Origin of the sequence: Thalassotalea crassostreae, from assembly GCF_001831495.1 — a bacterium.
Taxonomy (GTDB): domain Bacteria; phylum Pseudomonadota; class Gammaproteobacteria; order Enterobacterales; family Alteromonadaceae; genus Thalassotalea_A; species Thalassotalea_A crassostreae.
The window spans coordinates 343,891-362,139 of sequence record NZ_CP017689.1 but is presented as its reverse complement, the minus strand read 5'-3'; the positions used below and the strand labels follow the sequence as shown (position 1 = coordinate 362,139).

The following is an 18,249-nucleotide window of genomic DNA, read 5'->3' as shown; positions in this document are numbered from 1 at the left end:
GCAATGATGTTTAATCCATTTAACTTAATAACAACAACTAAAGCACTCGTACAGAAAACGGCGTTAAGTCTTTCTATCGTAGCAATAGCTACAACATCTGCAACCGCTGGTTGGTCACTTGAGTGGATTGATAGATTTGATGGTGATTCAGTTAACTGGGATAACTGGACCGCTCAGATACAAGCGAACTATAACAACGAAGTTCAGTGTTATACCAATGACGACAGCAGCGCTAACAAAAATTATCATGTTGAAAATGGCGTTCTAAAAATCATTGCTCGTAAACAACAGATTAATTGTCCGGGACTTGGCGGAGCAGCTAAAAGCTGGACTTCCGGCCGATTGAACAGTAAAGATAAAGCAGAGTTTTTATATGGTCGTATCGAAGCTAGGATCAAGTTTAATAATTTAGAAGGCGGCACTTGGCCAGCGTTTTGGGCATTAGAAAATCGAATTGCAGAACATCCTAAGAAAAACGACAATGACTTTAGTCACTGGCCGACTCCAGGTGCCGGTGAAATTGATATTTGGGAATGGTTTTCGAACGTTCCGAATACTTACATTACTAATTTTTTCAACACCAATAGCTGTGGTAGCGAGGTAAGATATAACTACCCAGGTGGTGCAAGTGATGTGTTGCAATGGCATCGATATGCTATGGAATGGGACGAAAACAGCGTCAAATTTTTCATTGATGACATTCTAGTCACATCGCAAGACATAAGCGCCTGTGCACAATACAAAGAACCAATGTTTGTATTAATCAACGTAGCGATGGGTGGTAACCTAGGCGGTTCAATTGACCCTAATTTAACCATGGCAACGATGGAGGTTGATTATGTAGCGCACTGTCAAAAAGATTCAACTAACAGCGCTACATACTGTGATGAGTCTTTAACGCTTAATGAAGAAGATGAAATTTCCAATGACCAAGATAACGATGGTGTTGAGGACGACGCTGATAACTGCCCAAACACGCCAGCAAATAGTAACGTTGACGCTGACGGCTGTGTAATAGCAGATCGACCAAATGAAGCACCCGTGGCTGCGGCAAGCGTAGCTAGTGACGAAATAATACCAGGCAAAAATGTACAATTATCAGCTGATGGATCAACAGATCCTGAAAACGACGTACTGTTTTATGCTTGGCAACAAGCATCTGGTACGAATGTTGAATTACTAAATCACACTAGTGTTTCGCCAACCTTCAAGGCGCCTGAAGTAAATAACGAAGAAACTTTAGTCTTTCAATTAGAAGTATCAGATGGCAACTTGACAGATACCACAGCAGTTTCTGTCATTATACCGGCCTCACAAAGCGATGACTCAGTTGAAAGTACTGACAATACTGTTAATGAAAACAATAACAGCGGAAGCAGCAGTGGTAGTCTATCATTTATGTTACTCCTTTCTGCTGGTCTGTTGTTATTAAATAAAAACAGAATTTTAAAACTCTAATGGCTTTCTAGCTCAATAAATTTGCATATTATGAAAAATACAACTCTCTCAGTTCACAATCACGGTAAATCAATTGCTTCTATTTTGGTTGCCTCCGCTATTTCAATTTCTCTGTTCTCTTGTAGCGAGAATAAGCAAGATATCTGGCCCAAGCTAGATATAGAAGTAAAAACAGATGCCAAGATTGAAGCACAAATAAGTGAAATCTTAGCTACCATGACTGTGCAACAAAAAGTAGCGCAAATGATCCAACCAGAGATCAGAGATATCACCATAGAAGATATGCGAAAATATGGATTTGGTTCGTACTTAAATGGTGGCGGTGCATTTCCAAACGACAATAAACACGCAAGTGTCGATGATTGGGTTATGTTAGCCGAGAAAATGTACCAAGCCTCAATTGATAGCTCTATTGATGGTTCATCTATTCCAACGATGTGGGGAACGGATGCTGTACACGGACATAATAATGTGATCGGTGCGACACTATTTCCTCATAATATCGGTTTAGGCGCCGCCAATAATCCGCAATTAATAGAAGAAATAGCGCACATAACAGCAACTGAAGTAATGGTTACCGGCATAGACTGGGTTTTTGCACCAACCGTAGCAGTAGTTAGAGATGATCGCTGGGGCCGAACTTATGAAGGCTATTCGGAAGATCCAGAGATTGTTCGCGAATACTCCGCAGCAATCGTTAAAGGTTTACAAGGCCATGCCAATAAAAATTTCTTAGGCGATGACCGCGTTATTAGCACTATCAAGCACTTTATAGGTGACGGCGGCACCGTTGATGGCGATGATCAAGGCAATAATATTAGCTCAGAACAAGAACTTTTTGATATTCACGCGCAAGGCTATGTGGGTGGTTTAAAAGCCGGTTCTCAATCTGTTATGGCATCATTCAACAGCTGGAATGGCGAGAAAGTTCATGGCAGTAAATATCTATTGACCGATGTACTTAAGACAAAAATGGGGTTTGATGGTTTTGTTGTTGGTGATTGGAATGGTCATGGTCAAGTGGCAGGTTGTAGCAACGAAAGTTGCCCAAAAGCGATTAATGCTGGTTTAGATATTTTTATGGCTCCTACCGAGTCATGGAAGCCTCTGTATGAAAATACGATTGCCCAAATCAATAGCGGCGAAATTCCAATGGCTAGAGTTGATGACGCTGTTAGTCGGATATTGCGAGTGAAGCTAAGAGCTGGATTGTTTGATAAACCAAGCCCTGCAAAAAGAGAAATCTCCGGTAAAAAAGAGCTTATTGGTGCGGCAAAACATCGAGATGTTGCTCGTCAAGCAGTGCGTGAATCTCTAGTGTTATTAAAAAATAACAGTGGATTATTGCCACTTTCACCATCGCTTAATATTCTCGTTGCTGGTGACGGAGCGGATAACATTGGTAAGCAATCTGGTGGTTGGAGTGTTACCTGGCAAGGTACAGGAAATAGCAATGCTGATTTTCCAGGTGCTACTTCTATTTTTGCAGGTATTAAGAATAGCGTAGAGCAAGCTGGCGGTACTGCAACATTGAGCGTTGATGGTAGTTTCACTGATAAACCTGATGTCGCGATTGTTGTTTTTGGCGAAGAACCATACGCAGAAGGTAACGGCGACATCAGTAATTTAGACTTTCAACGCGGTAATAAGAAAGACGCTCGTTTGTTAAACCAACTGAAGGACCAAGATATTCCGGTAGTTGCTGTATTCATTACTGGCCGCCCAATGTGGGTAAACCCTGAGCTAAACGCTAGTGATGCATTTGTTGTCGCATGGCTACCAGGTACCCAAGGTGAAGGTATTGCCGAAGTGCTCCTTAGAACCAAAGATGACAAGGTAAACCATGATTTTAGTGGCAAACTTTCTTTTTCATGGCCTGAAACTGCAATTCAAACCGATATTAACCGCTTTGATAAAGACTACGCGCCATTATTTGAATATGGCTATGGCTTAACTTATTCTGACAATGTGTTACTCGCAAACAATTTAGATGAGACCGTTGCCAATGATGATAATAACAATACTGAGCTTGCTATATTCTCAGGAAAATTATTTAATCCTTGGGAAATGGCACTAAAATCAGATGCACAATCAATAGATATCAACAGTAATTCTCAAGCATTGAACGGTATTCGCTACCGAACTGCTGATAGAAATGTTCAAGAAGATTCTTTTCAGTTAGATTTCCTAGGTACAGAAACTGCGTCTTTCATTATTCAATCCGGCAATGGTTTCCCTGAAGATCTACGTGATTATTACTCTGCAGATGCACACTTGTCGTTTGATATATTGGTTCAACAAAAACCGTCTCAATCGCTCAAATTAAATGTAGTATGTGAGCAAGGCTGCAATAAAACTGTCGAATTAAAACCAATAATTGATAACTTAGAATTCAATCAATGGACGAACGTAGCCATTAATTTGAATTGTCTAGTCAACAACCCAGAACAAGTATCACAAATATTGAGTCCATTTGCTTTAACGAGTAACAGCAAAGCAACGCTTAAATTTAGCAATATAACATTAAATAAAAGTCAATCATCAACAGCGCAAGTGCAATGTAATGATTAACAGACAACTGTGTGCTGAGCTCTACAGATTAACAATTTTGAAATAATCGATGACTAACAATAACGTAGAAAAAAATACAAATTATCAAACACCATTAATAATACTAACGTCTTTATTTTTTATCTGGGGTTTCATAACGAGCTTAAACGACATTCTTATCCCTCACTTGAAAGGGTTGTTCGACTTAAGCTACTTTCAAGCTATGGCGGTTAACCTAGCGTTTTTTGGTGCTTATGCGCTTATGTCTTATCCTGCTGGTAGCCTCGTCAGGGCTGTCGGATATCAGCGAGGAATTGTGGTTGGTTTAACGGTTGCAGGCATTGGTTGTGCTTTATTTTATCCAGCGGCTAGTATACAAACCTATGGTTTATTTTTAGGGGCGTTATTTGTATTAGCAAGTGGTATCACCATATTGCAGGTTTCTGCCAACCCATACGTGAGTCGCTTAGGTAAAGTAGAAACAGCATCGAGTCGATTGACTCTAACCCAAGCCTTTAATTCTTTAGGTACGACTGTTGCGCCTATTTTTGGTGCTATCTTCATTCTGTCTGTCGGTGCAGAAGCGGTTAACGATCTGTCTGAAAAAGCTGCGGCAGTGCAAGGCCCGTACTTATTTCTTGCGGCTGTATTGTTTATTTTGGCATTAATATTTAGCGTAATTAAACTGCCGAAAATTGGCGATTCCGATGACAGTAGTCATGCGAGTTTTGCCGATTTAATCAAGCAAAAGCATCTTGTTCTAGGGGTGATTGCTATCTTTATTTATGTTGGTGCGGAAGTATCAATTGGTAGCTTCTTAGTTAACTTTTTCGCCGACCCATCAATTGCCGGATTAGAAGAATCAGAAGCCGCTCATATTGTCGCCTATTATTGGGGGGGTGCTATGGTTGGTCGATTTATTGGTGCTGGTATTATGATGCGAGTCGCTGCCAATAAAGTATTGATGTTTAACAGTGTGGCTGCTGTTGTATTGATTCTAATTACGATATTTACGTCAGGTTACGTAGCGATGTATGCCATTTTAGCGGTCGGCCTATGTAACTCAATTATGTTCCCTACCATTTTTAGTTTAGCAATTAACAAGCTTGGTATCCTAACCGGAAAAGGTTCAGGATTATTGTGTGTTGCTATTGTCGGCGGCGCGATTATTCCGTTGATGCAAGGTGCACTTGCTGATGCTATCGGTGTACAATTAGCTTTTATTTTACCTGCCGTTTGTTATCTATACCTACTGTACTACGGTGCCAAAGGCTACCAGGTTAAGTAACCTTATTGCAGATATCTGAGCATAAAAAAATCCAGCGTTTTTAATAGCGTTGGATTTTTCTTTTTGGCTAATGCCACCATTTAACATGGCACTCGTTTATATGAAACTATGATTAAATAGCATTGACTGAAAGAGTTAACATTTTCTCTATCTGGATAACAATTTCTTTTACTACCTCTTTATCCCAATCTTTTATTCTCGGTGTATGAATATGACCGACCGGCAATGTTGGGTTATAACGATTTCGTAATAAAATACTGCGATAAGAAATTTCATTAGATAGATAGCCGCCACCGCCACCATTGACCGATGTTTGCTGCTCTAGCTCTGCCAATGATTTCGCTTCAAACCAATCTTTCTCTAGCGTTTGTACTTTGTGGTTATCATTAATTTTATATTTGCCTGTTGCTTTCAGCATTTCAGTCACAGGTAAACTAAATTCGACAAATTCTGGGCCTTGAAGTTTTTCCCCATTTAAAAATGGAACAATTGGATTTTTAGCATTAGCGCCGCTATAAACGCCCAGATTTCCTGGCGCAACACTACTGCGTCTTTTGCCGGGAAAGCGCTCTAAATCAAAGTCAGTTCGACCCATGCTAATGGTACTAATCATATCGACATCAGCTGATTTAAAATACGGTGTGAGCATAGTTTCAATCATACCTTGATCAAAATCAGCAAAACGCACGGGGATTATCAACGACTGAATCTCAGCTGTTACGCCTTTGTGCTCAATAATTTTGCCATCTAAATACATCGCAGCAACCCCTGACGGGTTAGACTGTCCAATATTGCGATGTAGATAAAACGGATCAAAACCAGTGATTAAGATTTTTTTATCGGCTTTGGCCGTAAAATGAATATCGATAGTTCCGCGACTCGCTAACTCAAAATCAAACAATATTCGTGTTTGCTGCTTTGCACTTAACTGATGAAATATCTTCGACGATCTTAGATTTCGAGTCATATAAAGACGTGCCCAATAAAGGCTTCTATCATCGTAGTTATCATCTTGCAATTCAGTCGTTGCTTGTTGCCACAGTTGATCACCATATTGCAAAATTATCGCAGCAAGTTGCACTTCAGATTTTGCATGCTGTAGTGCTGTTATAAATTGGCTCGCCAATGGTTCAAAGCGTTTACTCACTTTTGGTATTTGTTTTAATGCTTCACTCTGCTTTAGCTCTTCATAGTTAACGTAAGTGTTACTATTAGCACTTGCAGCGCTTAGAAAAACAAAGAGAGTGGCTGCAATAATTATTTTTTTCATGTGTGTTCATAGTTCTAATTTTCAATAGCCAAAAGAGTAATCTATTTAGAATCAACAAGCCACTTAATTACAACTTGTATATACAAATTAAATATGCGATATTACACCTCAAAATTTGTATATACAACTTACTTTATATAACCGAGATATTCAGGAAAAAACAGTGGCAGCACCGAAGTTCACACAAATAAAGCAGCATATTTTTAATCAAATAGAATCTGGCGAGTGGCTTGAGCAGCAGCGCATTCCATCAGAAAATGAGTTGGCGACACAATTTGAAGTATCGAGAATGACCGCTAGACGCGCATTACAAGAATTGACCGATGAAGGTGTTTTATCTCGCTCAAAAGGCTCAGGCACTTTCGTCGCTAGCTTTAAATCACAATCATCACTTTTGGAAATTCGTAATATTGCCGATGAAGTTCAAGAAGCAGGCCATCGCTATTCAGCGGTCCCTGTCACTCTTGAAAAAAGCAGTGCAGATGCCGCAATAGCAATTGAATTAGATATTGCCATTGGTGACACGATTTACTTTTCCAAAATTTTGCATATGCAAGATGGCGCTCCTATTCAATTAGAACAACGCTATGTGAATGCAGCATTAGCTCCTGAATACATCAACCAAGATTTTTCCGTAATAACGCCCCATGAGTTTTTATCAAAAGAAGCGCCTTTAACTGAAGCGACTCACGAAATAGAAGCGGTTATTGCAGAGCAAAAAATAATTACTTTGTTGGATATATCAAACCAACAACCTTGTTTACAAGTTAAACGCCGCACCTGGTCTCGTTCCGGTGTTGTCAGTTTAGCTATTTTAACGTCACCGGGTAATAAATATCGCCTCGGTGGCCATTCAATATTTAATTAATTTGGAATTCAATATGACGTTTAAATACGGTGTTGACCACCTAAACCTTGATATTGTCAACGGCATTGCTGACGGCAGTATTAAAGCAGAACTTAGCCAACAAGCATTGGATCAAATCAACGTAAGTAGACAGCGAGTAGAAAAAATGGCGAGCTCAGATGAAGCTGTATATGGAATCAATACAGGCTTTGGCCCACTTTGTGACACCCAGATCTCTCCTGCAGAAACTCATTTGTTGCAGAAAAATCTACTTATCACTCACGCTGTTGGTGTTGGTGAGCCGATTGCAAAATCTATTTCAAAACTAATGTTGATCACCAAAGTTCATGCATTAAGTCGCGGTTTTTCTGGTATTCGTCTTGCTGTAGTTGAGCGCATGTTAAAGTTTATCGAACTCGATTTAATCCCTGTTGTGCCGGAGCAAGGTTCAGTTGGTGCTTCTGGTGATTTAGCACCACTATCTCATTTATTTTTACCGTTAATTGGTGAAGGTGAATTCTGGCAAAGTGGTAATATCGTTCCAGCGCGTCAAGTGTTAGAACAACATGGTCTAGAGATCATGGATTTACACGCCAAGGAGGGTTTAGCGTTAATTAATGGTACGCAGTTTATTTTGTCTCATGCCATTACTGCCCTATCTAAAATGCGTTACTTATTAGACCTAGCAGATCTTACCGGTGCGATGAGTATTGAAGGTATGCAAGGCAGTGAGTCGCCATTTAGAGCAGAACTTCATCAAACCCGTGCTTTTGTTGGTAACTTAGAAGTTGCCGCACGGATGAGAGCATTTTTCAAAGATTCACAAAACATGGCCGATCACGAAGAATGTGATCGAGTGCAAGATCCATACTCTTTACGATGCATCCCACAAGTACATGGCGCATCGAGAAATGCCTATTACCACTTAAAGGAAATGGCTGAAATTGAGATGAATTCAGTTACTGATAACCCAATTGTTATCAGTAGCGAAGAAGCTATTTCTGGTGGTAGCTTCCATGGCCAACCATTAGCGATGGTTTTAGATTACGCGTCAATCGCTGCCGCTGAACTAGGTAACATTTCAGATAGACGCTGTTATTTATTACTAGAAGGCTTGCACGGATTACCTAGATTATTAACGAAAGCTGGTGGCTTAAATTCAGGGATGATGATCCCACAATATGCTACCGCAGCATTAGTGACGGAAAACAAATCTTTGTGTTTCCCACCATCTGCAGACAGTGTTCCAACGTCTATGGGTCAAGAAGACCACGTATCAATGGGTAGTATTTCTGGTAGACAGCTTAATCAAATATTGGGCAATGTCGATAAAATCTTAGCGATCGAGCTAATGTACGCCGCCCAAGCAATTGAGTTTAGAAGACCAAATAAATGTTCAGATATTATCGAAAAGAACTTTGCGATTATCCGAGCTAAAGTCGACAAACTTGAAGAAGACCGATTATTAAAGCCTGATATCGATGCAATTATCGCGCTGGTTAAATCACAAGCGTTTGATGTAAACGTTGAACTGTAATTTTAGGGGCCTTTATCATGGAAAACAAAATGACAAATTTAGACGATTTTCAGCAACAGATTAAGCAAGGTATTCCGAGTGAATTGCCTGCAGCTAAGCCGTACCCGCAAGATGCTAACCGCGCTCCTAAGCGAAAAGACATTCTTAATAATGAAGAAAAGCAGCTAGCTTTAAGAAATGCATTACGCTATTTCCCAAAAGAATGGCATAAAGAACTTGCCCAAGAATTCGCCCAGGAATTAAAAGATTTTGGTCGTATTTACATGTACCGTTTTAAACCTAGCTACGATTTAAAAGCACGTTCGGTAAGTAATTACCCTGCTAAATGTGAGCAAGCTGCGGCAATCATGCTGATGGTTGATAATAACCTTGATCCTGCTGTAGCACAGCACCCTGAAGAACTTATTACCTATGGTGGTAACGGTGCCGTGTTCCAAAACTGGGCACAATACCTATTAGCAATGAAATATTTAAGTGAGATGGAGAGCGATCAAACTCTACACTTATATTCTGGTCACCCTATGGGACTGTTTCCATCATCAGTTGATGCGCCACGTGTGGTTGTAACCAACGGAATGATGATCCCTAATTATTCGCAACCAGATGATTGGGAAAAGTTTAATGCCTTAGGTGTGAGTCAATACGGACAAATGACCGCCGGTTCATTTATGTATATCGGTCCACAAGGTATTGTTCACGGTACAACAATTACGGTAATGAACGCATTCCGTAAAGTATTAAACAAAGGCGAATCTTCAAAAGGTAAAATCTTCTTAACCGCTGGTTTAGGCGGTATGAGTGGCGCTCAACCAAAAGCAGGTAATATCGCAAACTGTATTACTGTATGTGCCGAAGTGAACCCAAAAGCTGCGATAAAGCGTCACCAGCAAGGTTGGGTTGATGAGCTTATCGATAACATGGACGCACTAATCAAGCGCGTTAATGAAGCACAAGCAAATGAAGAAGTCGTGTCTATTGCATACATCGGTAATATTGTTGATGTATGGGAAGCGTTCTATGAGCACAAAATATTTGTGCACTTAGGTTCAGACCAAACATCTTTGCATAACCCTTGGTCAGGCGGTTACTATCCGGTTGATATTAGTTATGAAGAGTCGAATCGATTAATTCGTGAAGAGCCTGAAGTTTTCAAAGTTAAAGTTCAACAAACATTGAAACGTCATGCAGATGCCGTCAACAAGCATACTGCCCGTGGTACCTATTTCTTTGATTACGGTAACGCATTCTTATTAGAGGCCTCTCGCGCCGGCGGTGATGTTATGGCTGAAAACGGTGTTGATTTTAAATACCCTTCATATGTTCAAGATATTCTTGGCCCTATGTGTTTTGACTACGGCTTTGGCCCATTCCGCTGGGTATGTGCTTCTGGCAAGCCAGAAGACTTAGATAAGACAGATGCCATTGCAGCACGTGTTTTAACTAAAATTATGGAAGAGTCGCCGGAAGAAATTCAGCAACAAATGCAAGACAACATTACTTGGATAAAAGACGCTAAACAGAACAAGTTAGTGGTTGGCTCACAAGCTCGCATTCTTTATGCCGATGCGCAAGGTCGAATTGAGATTGCTAAAGCATTTAACGATGCGATAAATAGCGGTGAAATTGGTCCAGTTGTATTAGGTCGAGATCATCACGATGTTAGTGGTACCGACTCTCCATTTAGAGAAACGTCTAACATCTATGATGGTAGTCGCTTTACTGCTGACATGGCAATTCACAACGTTATTGGTGATAGCTTCCGCGGTGCTACGTGGGTATCAATTCATAACGGCGGCGGTGTCGGTTGGGGTGAAGTGACCAACGGCGGTTTTGGTATGCTGTTAGACGGTAGCGCCGATGCTGAACGTAGATTAAAGTCTATGCTGTTATTTGATGTGAACAATGGCATTGCTCGACGCAGCTGGGCTCGAAATGAAGAAGCTAATTTTGCTATTAAACGTGAAATGGCGAGAACACCAAAGCTCAAAGTGACTTTAGCAAACCTTGTTGAAGACAACATTTTAGATAACTTATTTTAATCATAAGCACGCTGGTTATTTCAACCAAAAAATCTAGAATAATAAAAAAACCTGCTCCTGCAGGTTTTTGCCTAACAGGACGTTAGGTATGCAAAAAACACAAGGATGTATAGTTTTTTGACGCCCCACAGGAAGTGGGGTATGTCGAATTGCCATGGATGGTATTTAATTCGACGCCTACCCATATGTCCTCTACTTTGTATGCAAAAAACACAAGGATGTATAGTTTTTTGACGCCCCACAGGAAGTGGGGTATGTCGAATTGCCATGGATGGTATTTAATTCGACGCCTACCCATATGTCCTCTACTTTGTATGCAAAAAACACAAGGATGTATAGTTTTTTGACGCCCCACAGGAAGTGAGGTATGTCGAATTGCCATGGATGGTATTTAATTCGAAGCCTACCCATATGTCCCCAACTTCACATGCAAAAAACACAAGGATGTATAGTTTTTTGACGCCCCAAAAAACCAATAAAAATGGCTGTTTTAGTTTAATTTGGTGCTAATTTTTAACCGCACCAGAAATACTTTGTGACATATTATGTCGCATTTTACTAAAATATTTGCTAAGGTATCTAACAACTTATTAACAATCAAAGTGTTTATCAAAGATTCATCACTTGATAAAAAGGAGTCACTTATGGAATTTTCAAACAGTGTAATGGCATGGGGCCTAATCGGCTTTTTCTTAATGCTTGCCGAATTAGTTATTCCCGGTGGCATTGTGGTATTCCTAGGTACTTCTGCTGTTACTGTGGCACTGACATTGCAGTTCGGTATTATCGATAACTGGATGCATGCATTTACTCTTTGGTTCATTTTATCGATAGTGCTGTTATTAGCGTTTCGTAACGTTGGTCAATCGTTGGTCGGCGGTGATAGCAGTATCGAGAATACCGATGAAGAGTTAGATATTTTCGGTAAAGAAGTAGAGGTCATTGACACCATTGGACCTGGCAATAAAAAAGGCCGTATTCATTTTCAAGGCACTGACTGGAGTGCTTTAGGTGACGGCAGTGAAATCAAACGCGGAGATAAGGCTACAATTGTTTGCCGCGATAACATATCTTATGTAGTTGAAAAAATTAACTAAACCAACCCTAATTATAAAAAGCTAAAAACTAAGGACCGTTAGCAAATCAAGTATTTGCTACCCCCTGCAAAGGAGAGTTGTATGTTTGTATTAACCATTTTTTTATTAATCGTACTGTTTATTATTTTTAAACTGGTACTCATTGTCGAAATGCGAGAGGTTTGCGTAATTGAGCGTTTAGGAAAATTCCGCGCTGTTATGCAGCCAGGATTACATTTTTTAATTCCGTTTTTTGATCGTGTTGCCTATCGCCACGAAACCCGTGAGCAAGTACTCGACATTCCAGCACAAAGTTGTATTTCAAAAGATAACATCCAAATTGATGTTGATGGTTTGGTTTATATCAAAGTGATGGATGGCGCAAAAGCAAGTTACGGTATTGAAGATTACCGTCGCGCAAGCGTGAACTTAGCGCAAACTACGATGCGAAGTGAAATCGGTAAACTAAGTTTAAGTGAAACCTTTTCAGAACGAGATACGCTAAACGAAACCATCGTTAGAGAAATCGATAAAGCATCGGATCCATGGGGCATTAAAGTATTACGTTATGAAGTGCGAAATATCACACCATCATTGAATGTAATTCACACTCTTGAAAAACAAATGGAAGCGGAGCGTCAAAAACGAGCTGAGATCACACTAGCAAATGCTGCTCGTGATTCAATGATTAACTTATCTGAAGGTGAGCGCCAAGAGGCAATCAACTTATCTGAAGGTGACAAACAAAAACAAATTAACGAAGCTGAAGGCCGCGCTAGAGAAATTGAAATTATTGCTGAAGCAACGGCGCAAGGTATTAGTTTAATTGCAGAGGCAGCCACTCAACCTTGTGGTGATGATGCTATTAAGATGCGCTTGATGGAAGAGTATATCGAGCAAACAGGTAACATATTAGATAAAGCTGACGTGTCTATTTTACCGAGTGAAATCGCCAAACTTGAAGGCTTTTTCGAAGGCATGGACAAAGTAACAGCAGCAGCAAAAGGAGCTAAATAATGGAATATTTTTCTGAATTTCATCCGACCGATATCGCCGTCCTCGTGATCTGGGGCGCAATATTTTTAACCTTTATTATTAAATTGTTTCAATCAATTTGTTTAGTGCCAACGAAATCGGCTTATGTGGTTGAACGCTTAGGTAAATATCATAAAACCTTAGACGCAGGTTTCCATGCCCTATTTCCTTTTATTGACCGTGTGGCATATATACAAGATCTAAAAGAAGAAACCATTGATGTTCCACCGCAAGAGTGTTTCTCAAAAGATGAAGTAAATGTAGAAGTTGATGGTGTGATCTACATCTCGGTAATCGAACCAATTAAATCAAGCTACGGCATTGTTGATTATCGATTTGCCGCAATGCAACTAGCGCAAACAACGACTCGTTCAATCATAGGTACTTTAGATTTAGACCGAACCTTTGAAGAGCGTGATGTGATCAGTGCAAAGGTTGTAGAAGTATTAGATAAGGCTGGTGAAGCATGGGGTATTCGAGTTCACCGTTACGAGATTAAAAACATAACGCCACCACAAACCGTGCGTTTAGCAATGGAAATGCAAGTAAATGCCGAACGTGAACGTCGAGCAATCTTAGCGAAAAGTGAAGGTGATAAACAAAGTGTTATTAATCGCAGTGAAGGTATTAAACGCGAAACCATCAACATTTCAGAAGGTGAAAAACAGCGTCGAATTAACGCCGCAGAAGGTAAAGCATCTGAAATTCTATCTTTAGCAAAAGCGACTGCAGAGTCAATTAAGAAAGTTGCTAATGTAATTAATCAAGATGGCGGTCAAAAGGCTTTAGAAATGCAACTTTCAGAGCAATATTTAGAGCAAATGAAAGGTTTAGGCAAAGAAGGCCGCAAAGTAATTTTACCTGCTAACCTACTTGATTATGGTCACTGGATGAAAACCATGGGTCTCAACTCAGATAAGAGTTAACGCATCATTCACTCGCAATTTTAAATAGGACGTTTAAATTGCGAGCGATTATGGAGAGTTACCAGTTTTGAATAAAAGTAGAAATTCTTAAATTCGAAAAATACAGTAGCTCTCTTTTTCTCTTTCCTTTTCCCTTTCCTCATATAACGAATTCAGTCAAAAAGCTTCTAACTAAAAATTCGAAAAAATCCATTATTTGCAACACCTTATAAGTTTGTCTAAGCTAAGAAGTAAAGAATAACCTATGGGTATTTGACTATTGTGTTAAGAATATTGCGTTTGAAAAATCTTGTATCCATACATTTACTTATTTGCTGCTTTTGTATCGGCATAGCGGATGCAAAAACTGATTTTTCGGCGACTTATAAAACATCAAATAAAGTCATAGCCATTGGCGATATTCATGGTGCTTATGCAGAATTTCATGCCCTTTTGAAGAAGCTAGAACTAATTAATGAAAATGATGATTGGATAGGCGGCGATACTTATTTAGTTAGCTTAGGCGACTTGCTCGATCGAGGAGCAGATTCTCGTAAAGTTATGGATTTACTAATCAAGCTTCAGCAACAAGCACTCACCAGTGGTGGCATGGTATTGCAAGTATTAGGTAATCATGAATTAATGGTCACAACGGGCGATCTCAGATATGTATCAAAAGAAGAGTTTTCCGCTTTTATAGGTGACGAAACTAAGCAACAAAGAACGGCTTTGGAAGCACAGTATAGAGCTAATTATCCAGACTTAAGTGACGAAGAGTTAGCTGTAAAATTCGTTCAGCAATACCCACCAGGATACAGTGGCTTTGTCGCAGCCTTTTCACCTAATGGGCAATATGGAAAATGGCTTCGTTTGGCCCGCCCTGTCATTAAAGTAAATGATTCAATTTTTGTACACGGTGGCTTGTCTTCCACTTTGCAAGACAAGGATTTAAACGAGATCAATAAAATAATGGAACCCGTATGGGAATATCAAGATCTTGTCGCAACTTTGCAAGCCAAAGGAATACTCGCTTTAACTACTGACTTTTGGACAAGAGTTGAATATTTAAATAAAGCGATAAAACCCTACATTGTTAAAAATAAATCCAGTTCAAAAAATAAGATCCCCGATTGGTACAATGACCTAGTGCGTCTATATGAATTGCAAAATAGTTTTGCTTTTTCCGACGAAAGTCCAATGTGGTACAGAGGAAATGTCTATTGTCATCCTTATAGTGAATCTTTTAATACAGAGCGCATACTTAAGCGGCTCGATGCTAAACGAATCGTTGTCGGTCACACACCGTTATATAAAGAAGTAAAAAGCCGTTTATCAGGACAAGTCATTCTTGCAGACACAGGAATGCTAAAGAAAGTTTATAAAGGCAATGCCACTGCAATCATATTCGATGGTGATGAAATAAAAATTCAAACCACAGAATCTAACAGTTTTGAACCAATAGTCAGTGAGGAAAATCAATTCAGCGTCGGCTCGAATTCGATGACAGATGAGGAAATTAAAAGTTTTCTATTGACCGCTGAAGTTATTAAATCAAAACCAATTGGTGTGGGGGTAACAAACTCCAACGTAGTCACTTTGTCGAAGGACGGTAAACAAATACGAGCGCTATTTAAAACGTACGATTCCGATCCTGGTATGGACAAAGGCAGATATCCTAACAAAAAATATATAGCCGATAGATATCAATTTGAAATTGCCGCATTTCGTCTAGATAGAATGCTAGACTTAAATCTTGTACCGGTTGCGGTGCGCAGAAGGGTCGACGGGAAATATGGGTTGTTACAATATTGGGTAGATGACTTGATCAGTGAAACAAAAATAGAAGAAAAAGGTATTGCCTTCGAAAGCCATTGTCCGAAATTAGAACAATATATTACTCGTTATATATTCGATGTATTGATATACAACGACGATAGAAATCAGACCAATTTAAACTTTTCTAGAAAAGATTTTATGCTCTACCTTATCGATCACTCAATCGCATTTGGCGTATCATCGAAGCCACCAGATATGTATAAAAATGCGAAACTAAAGTTATCCTCTTTGTTTAGAGAGAAATTGTCAGATCTTAGTTATGAAAATTTACACAAAGAACTCAATGATTTACTCAGTAACTCGCAAATTAGTGCGATAATAAAACGCCGAGATTTCATTTTATCAAACGCTACGACTCCTTAGCTAACAATAATACAGAGTGTGCAGTTAATGGAAAATAGCAATACCGCTGAACCAAATAATAATTCAAAACGCTTCACTTGGATTGAACGACTGTTAGCAAGCGGGGCAGATATTAAGCCAGGTGAAGGCTGGAATATTCTGCTACTAATGGGTTCTTTATTTTTCTTACTACTTACCGCTTATCTATTGAAGCCGGTCAGAGATACATTAATTTTGGTGGAAGGTGACGCCGAAGTTCGCAGTTATGCTATCGCCTTACAAGTTGTTGTACTGATTATTTTACTTCCTATTTATGGCATATTTTCGCGTAAATATAGTAGCCGTAGCTTCATGATTTTTATCGCTGTATTTTTCTCTTTCAACCTTTTACTGTTTTATTTCTTAGGGCAAGCTGGATATAAGCTTTCGGTGCCGTTCTTTCTTTGGCTTGGCGCTTTTGGCGTGCTCATGGTGTCACAGTTTTGGGCTTTTACTTCTCAAGTTTATAATAGAGCATCTGGAGAAAGGCTTTTTGCTTTAGTTGCTGTTGGTGCGAGCTTAGGTGCTTGGGTAGGTTCAGCTATCTCGAGAGGGTTAATTGATTACTTTAACAGCTTCCAAATGCTGTTGATTAGTATTATTCCTTTATTAGCGTCTGCATTTTTGGCAGCCAATGTAAAACTCAATAAAAGTGAAGGGTTCAATATAGCGCCAGCTCAAACTAAACAACAACCCTCTTTGCTAAGCGGCTTCTCTCTTGTAACTAAAAGCGGTTACTTACTACTTATTGCGGTGTTTGTAATTTTAATGAACTGGTGTAGTAGTATCGGCGAATACCTAATGGCAGTATTGATCGAAAGCTTTTATGAGCAGAGAGTAGAACTTGGCAATATAAACGATTCAAAAGAAAATTATATTGGCAAATTCTACAGCGAGTTTTATTTTTGGGTAAATTTAGTCGGCCTATTTGTGCAATTTTTTATCGTTTCAAGGCTAATAAAATGGGCAGGATTTAACATTGCTTTTGTATTAACGCCATTATTGGTATTTATGGGTTATGGACTACTTGCATTTTTTCCCCTAATTACCCTATTTAAAGTCGTTAAGATATCCGAGAACGGTCTAAATTATTCACTTCAAAAAACTACATTACAAATACTATTTTTGCCAACGACACGAAGGCAACAATATGAAGCTAGGGCTGTCATTGATACTGTTTGTTGGCGAATAGGAGATTTACTGCAAGCAGCAACTGTATTTGTAGGTTTAAACCTTTTAAATATGCTGCCGAAAAAATTTCTCCTTGTTAACCTGTTTTTGACGTTAGTTATGGTTATTTTAGCTTTTTTTATTGGTCGGAATTATCAATTAAAATGCCAAGAAGAAAAGTCAAAAATCGAGTAGCCTGGTTAGAAATTTACAATTTAAACAAAGTTTTCTTACTTAAACTTATAGCTAACTTTAATTTAGCTAGCCTTTAGTTCGGACAACATAAAACTCCAGGCTTCTGCGCTTACATTTTGTTCCGAAATATAGCTATTAGCGCCATTTTCTTGCAGCAAAATGATGCCTTTGCTGGAAAGTTTATGCTCGACAATATCTTTCCACAATATTTTAACTTCAGAAAAGTCCGTTTTCGTATTAATGCCTTCATCATCAACCGTTAAGATAACTTCACTATTTGACGCTTTAGACCACATTTGCCTTGTCACCCACCACGCCTGTGCGTATTTAACACTTAACGCTTCGATAAACGCTAATATAAAAAAGAATGCACCTAAGTGACCACTTAATTTTTCAATTTGCATCATATAGATGAACATACCAAAACAAACTAAAAGCAGACACTTAGAGTAGCGAAACTTACGTTTAGGGGCATATTCTAATGATTGCTCATAGCACTCTGTAAAATGCTTTTTATCAAGTATAAATTTACTTTCAAATGTGTTCATGGGGTTAATTGTATTCCAATATTGTTAGGCGACTATATTTTACCGGCTTATTGATTGCTTAATCAATTTATCATTAAACAGATCAGTGTTTGCTTTTATCTCTGGCGCTAGGAA

At 39.2% G+C, this 18,249-nt stretch carries 13 protein-coding genes; 11 read left to right on the top strand and 2 right to left on the bottom strand.

The window, feature by feature from the left end; translation table 11 throughout:
- The first annotated feature begins 3 nt into the window (after positions 1 to 3).
- Genes LT090_RS16800 through LT090_RS01650 form a run of 3 tightly spaced genes read left to right on the top strand, consistent with a single transcriptional unit; the run spans position 4 to position 5,296 of the window.
- The gene (locus tag LT090_RS16800) at positions 4 to 1,458 is read left to right on the top strand and encodes a family 16 glycosylhydrolase (protein ID WP_082897213.1); all 1,455 of its coding nucleotides are present in this window, start codon (positions 4 to 6) and stop codon (positions 1,456 to 1,458) included.
- A gap of 30 nt (positions 1,459 to 1,488) precedes the next feature.
- Positions 1,489 to 4,029: a glycoside hydrolase family 3 protein gene (locus LT090_RS01655; RefSeq protein ID WP_068546948.1), complete on the top strand. Its 2,541-nt coding sequence runs from the start codon at positions 1,489 to 1,491 to the stop codon at positions 4,027 to 4,029.
- A 49-nt stretch (positions 4,030 to 4,078) separates the two neighbouring features.
- The gene (locus LT090_RS01650) at positions 4,079 to 5,296 is read left to right on the top strand and encodes a sugar MFS transporter (RefSeq protein WP_068546949.1); all 1,218 of its coding nucleotides are present in this window, start codon (positions 4,079 to 4,081) and stop codon (positions 5,294 to 5,296) included.
- 112 nt (positions 5,297 to 5,408) lie between these two features.
- On the opposite strand, the gene LT090_RS01645 is transcribed toward LT090_RS01650, so the two are convergent.
- Positions 5,409 to 6,566, bottom strand: coding sequence for a pyroglutamyl-peptidase I family protein (locus LT090_RS01645; protein WP_068546950.1), 1,158 nt, complete (start codon positions 6,564 to 6,566; stop codon positions 5,409 to 5,411).
- Between the two features lie 163 nt (positions 6,567 to 6,729).
- Here LT090_RS01645 and hutC point away from each other — a divergent pair, with 163 nt between their 5' ends.
- From hutC to LT090_RS01605, 8 genes are all read left to right on the top strand, one after another.
- A complete protein-coding gene (hutC, locus tag LT090_RS01640) occupies positions 6,730 to 7,434 on the top strand; it encodes a histidine utilization repressor (RefSeq protein WP_068546951.1) in 705 nt (234 codons plus the stop codon).
- 13 nt (positions 7,435 to 7,447) lie between these two features.
- On the top strand, positions 7,448 to 8,950 hold the full coding sequence (gene hutH, locus LT090_RS01635) for a histidine ammonia-lyase (RefSeq protein WP_068546952.1): 1,503 nt from the start codon (positions 7,448 to 7,450) through the stop codon (positions 8,948 to 8,950).
- A gap of 29 nt (positions 8,951 to 8,979) precedes the next feature.
- Positions 8,980 to 10,989, top strand: coding sequence for a urocanate hydratase (locus LT090_RS01630; protein WP_068547006.1), 2,010 nt, complete (start codon positions 8,980 to 8,982; stop codon positions 10,987 to 10,989).
- Positions 10,990 to 11,633: 644 nt separating this feature from the next.
- Entirely contained in the window at positions 11,634 to 12,086 is a 453-nt protein-coding gene (locus tag LT090_RS01625) for an NfeD family protein (protein WP_068547007.1), read from the top strand.
- An 81-nt stretch (positions 12,087 to 12,167) separates the two neighbouring features.
- Positions 12,168 to 13,082 (top strand): SPFH domain-containing protein, encoded by a 915-nt coding sequence (locus tag LT090_RS01620; RefSeq protein ID WP_068546953.1) that lies wholly within the window; start codon positions 12,168 to 12,170, stop codon positions 13,080 to 13,082.
- Entirely contained in the window at positions 13,082 to 14,026 is a 945-nt protein-coding gene (locus LT090_RS01615) for an SPFH domain-containing protein (RefSeq protein WP_068546954.1), read from the top strand. Before LT090_RS01620 ends, LT090_RS01615 begins: the two co-directional genes overlap by 1 nt.
- Before the next feature lie 279 nt (positions 14,027 to 14,305).
- The gene (locus tag LT090_RS01610) at positions 14,306 to 16,204 is read left to right on the top strand and encodes a metallophosphoesterase (protein WP_068546955.1); all 1,899 of its coding nucleotides are present in this window, start codon (positions 14,306 to 14,308) and stop codon (positions 16,202 to 16,204) included.
- A 27-nt stretch (positions 16,205 to 16,231) separates the two neighbouring features.
- A complete protein-coding gene (locus tag LT090_RS01605; RefSeq protein WP_068546956.1) occupies positions 16,232 to 17,587 on the top strand; it encodes an NTP/NDP exchange transporter in 1,356 nt (451 codons plus the stop codon).
- Positions 17,588 to 17,649: 62 nt separating this feature from the next.
- Here the strand turns inward: LT090_RS01605 and LT090_RS01600 are convergent, their stop codons facing one another.
- Positions 17,650 to 18,135, bottom strand: a complete 486-nt coding sequence (locus tag LT090_RS01600; RefSeq protein ID WP_068546957.1) for a hypothetical protein — start codon at positions 18,133 to 18,135, stop codon at positions 17,650 to 17,652.
- Positions 18,136 to 18,249: the final 114 nt, after the last annotated feature.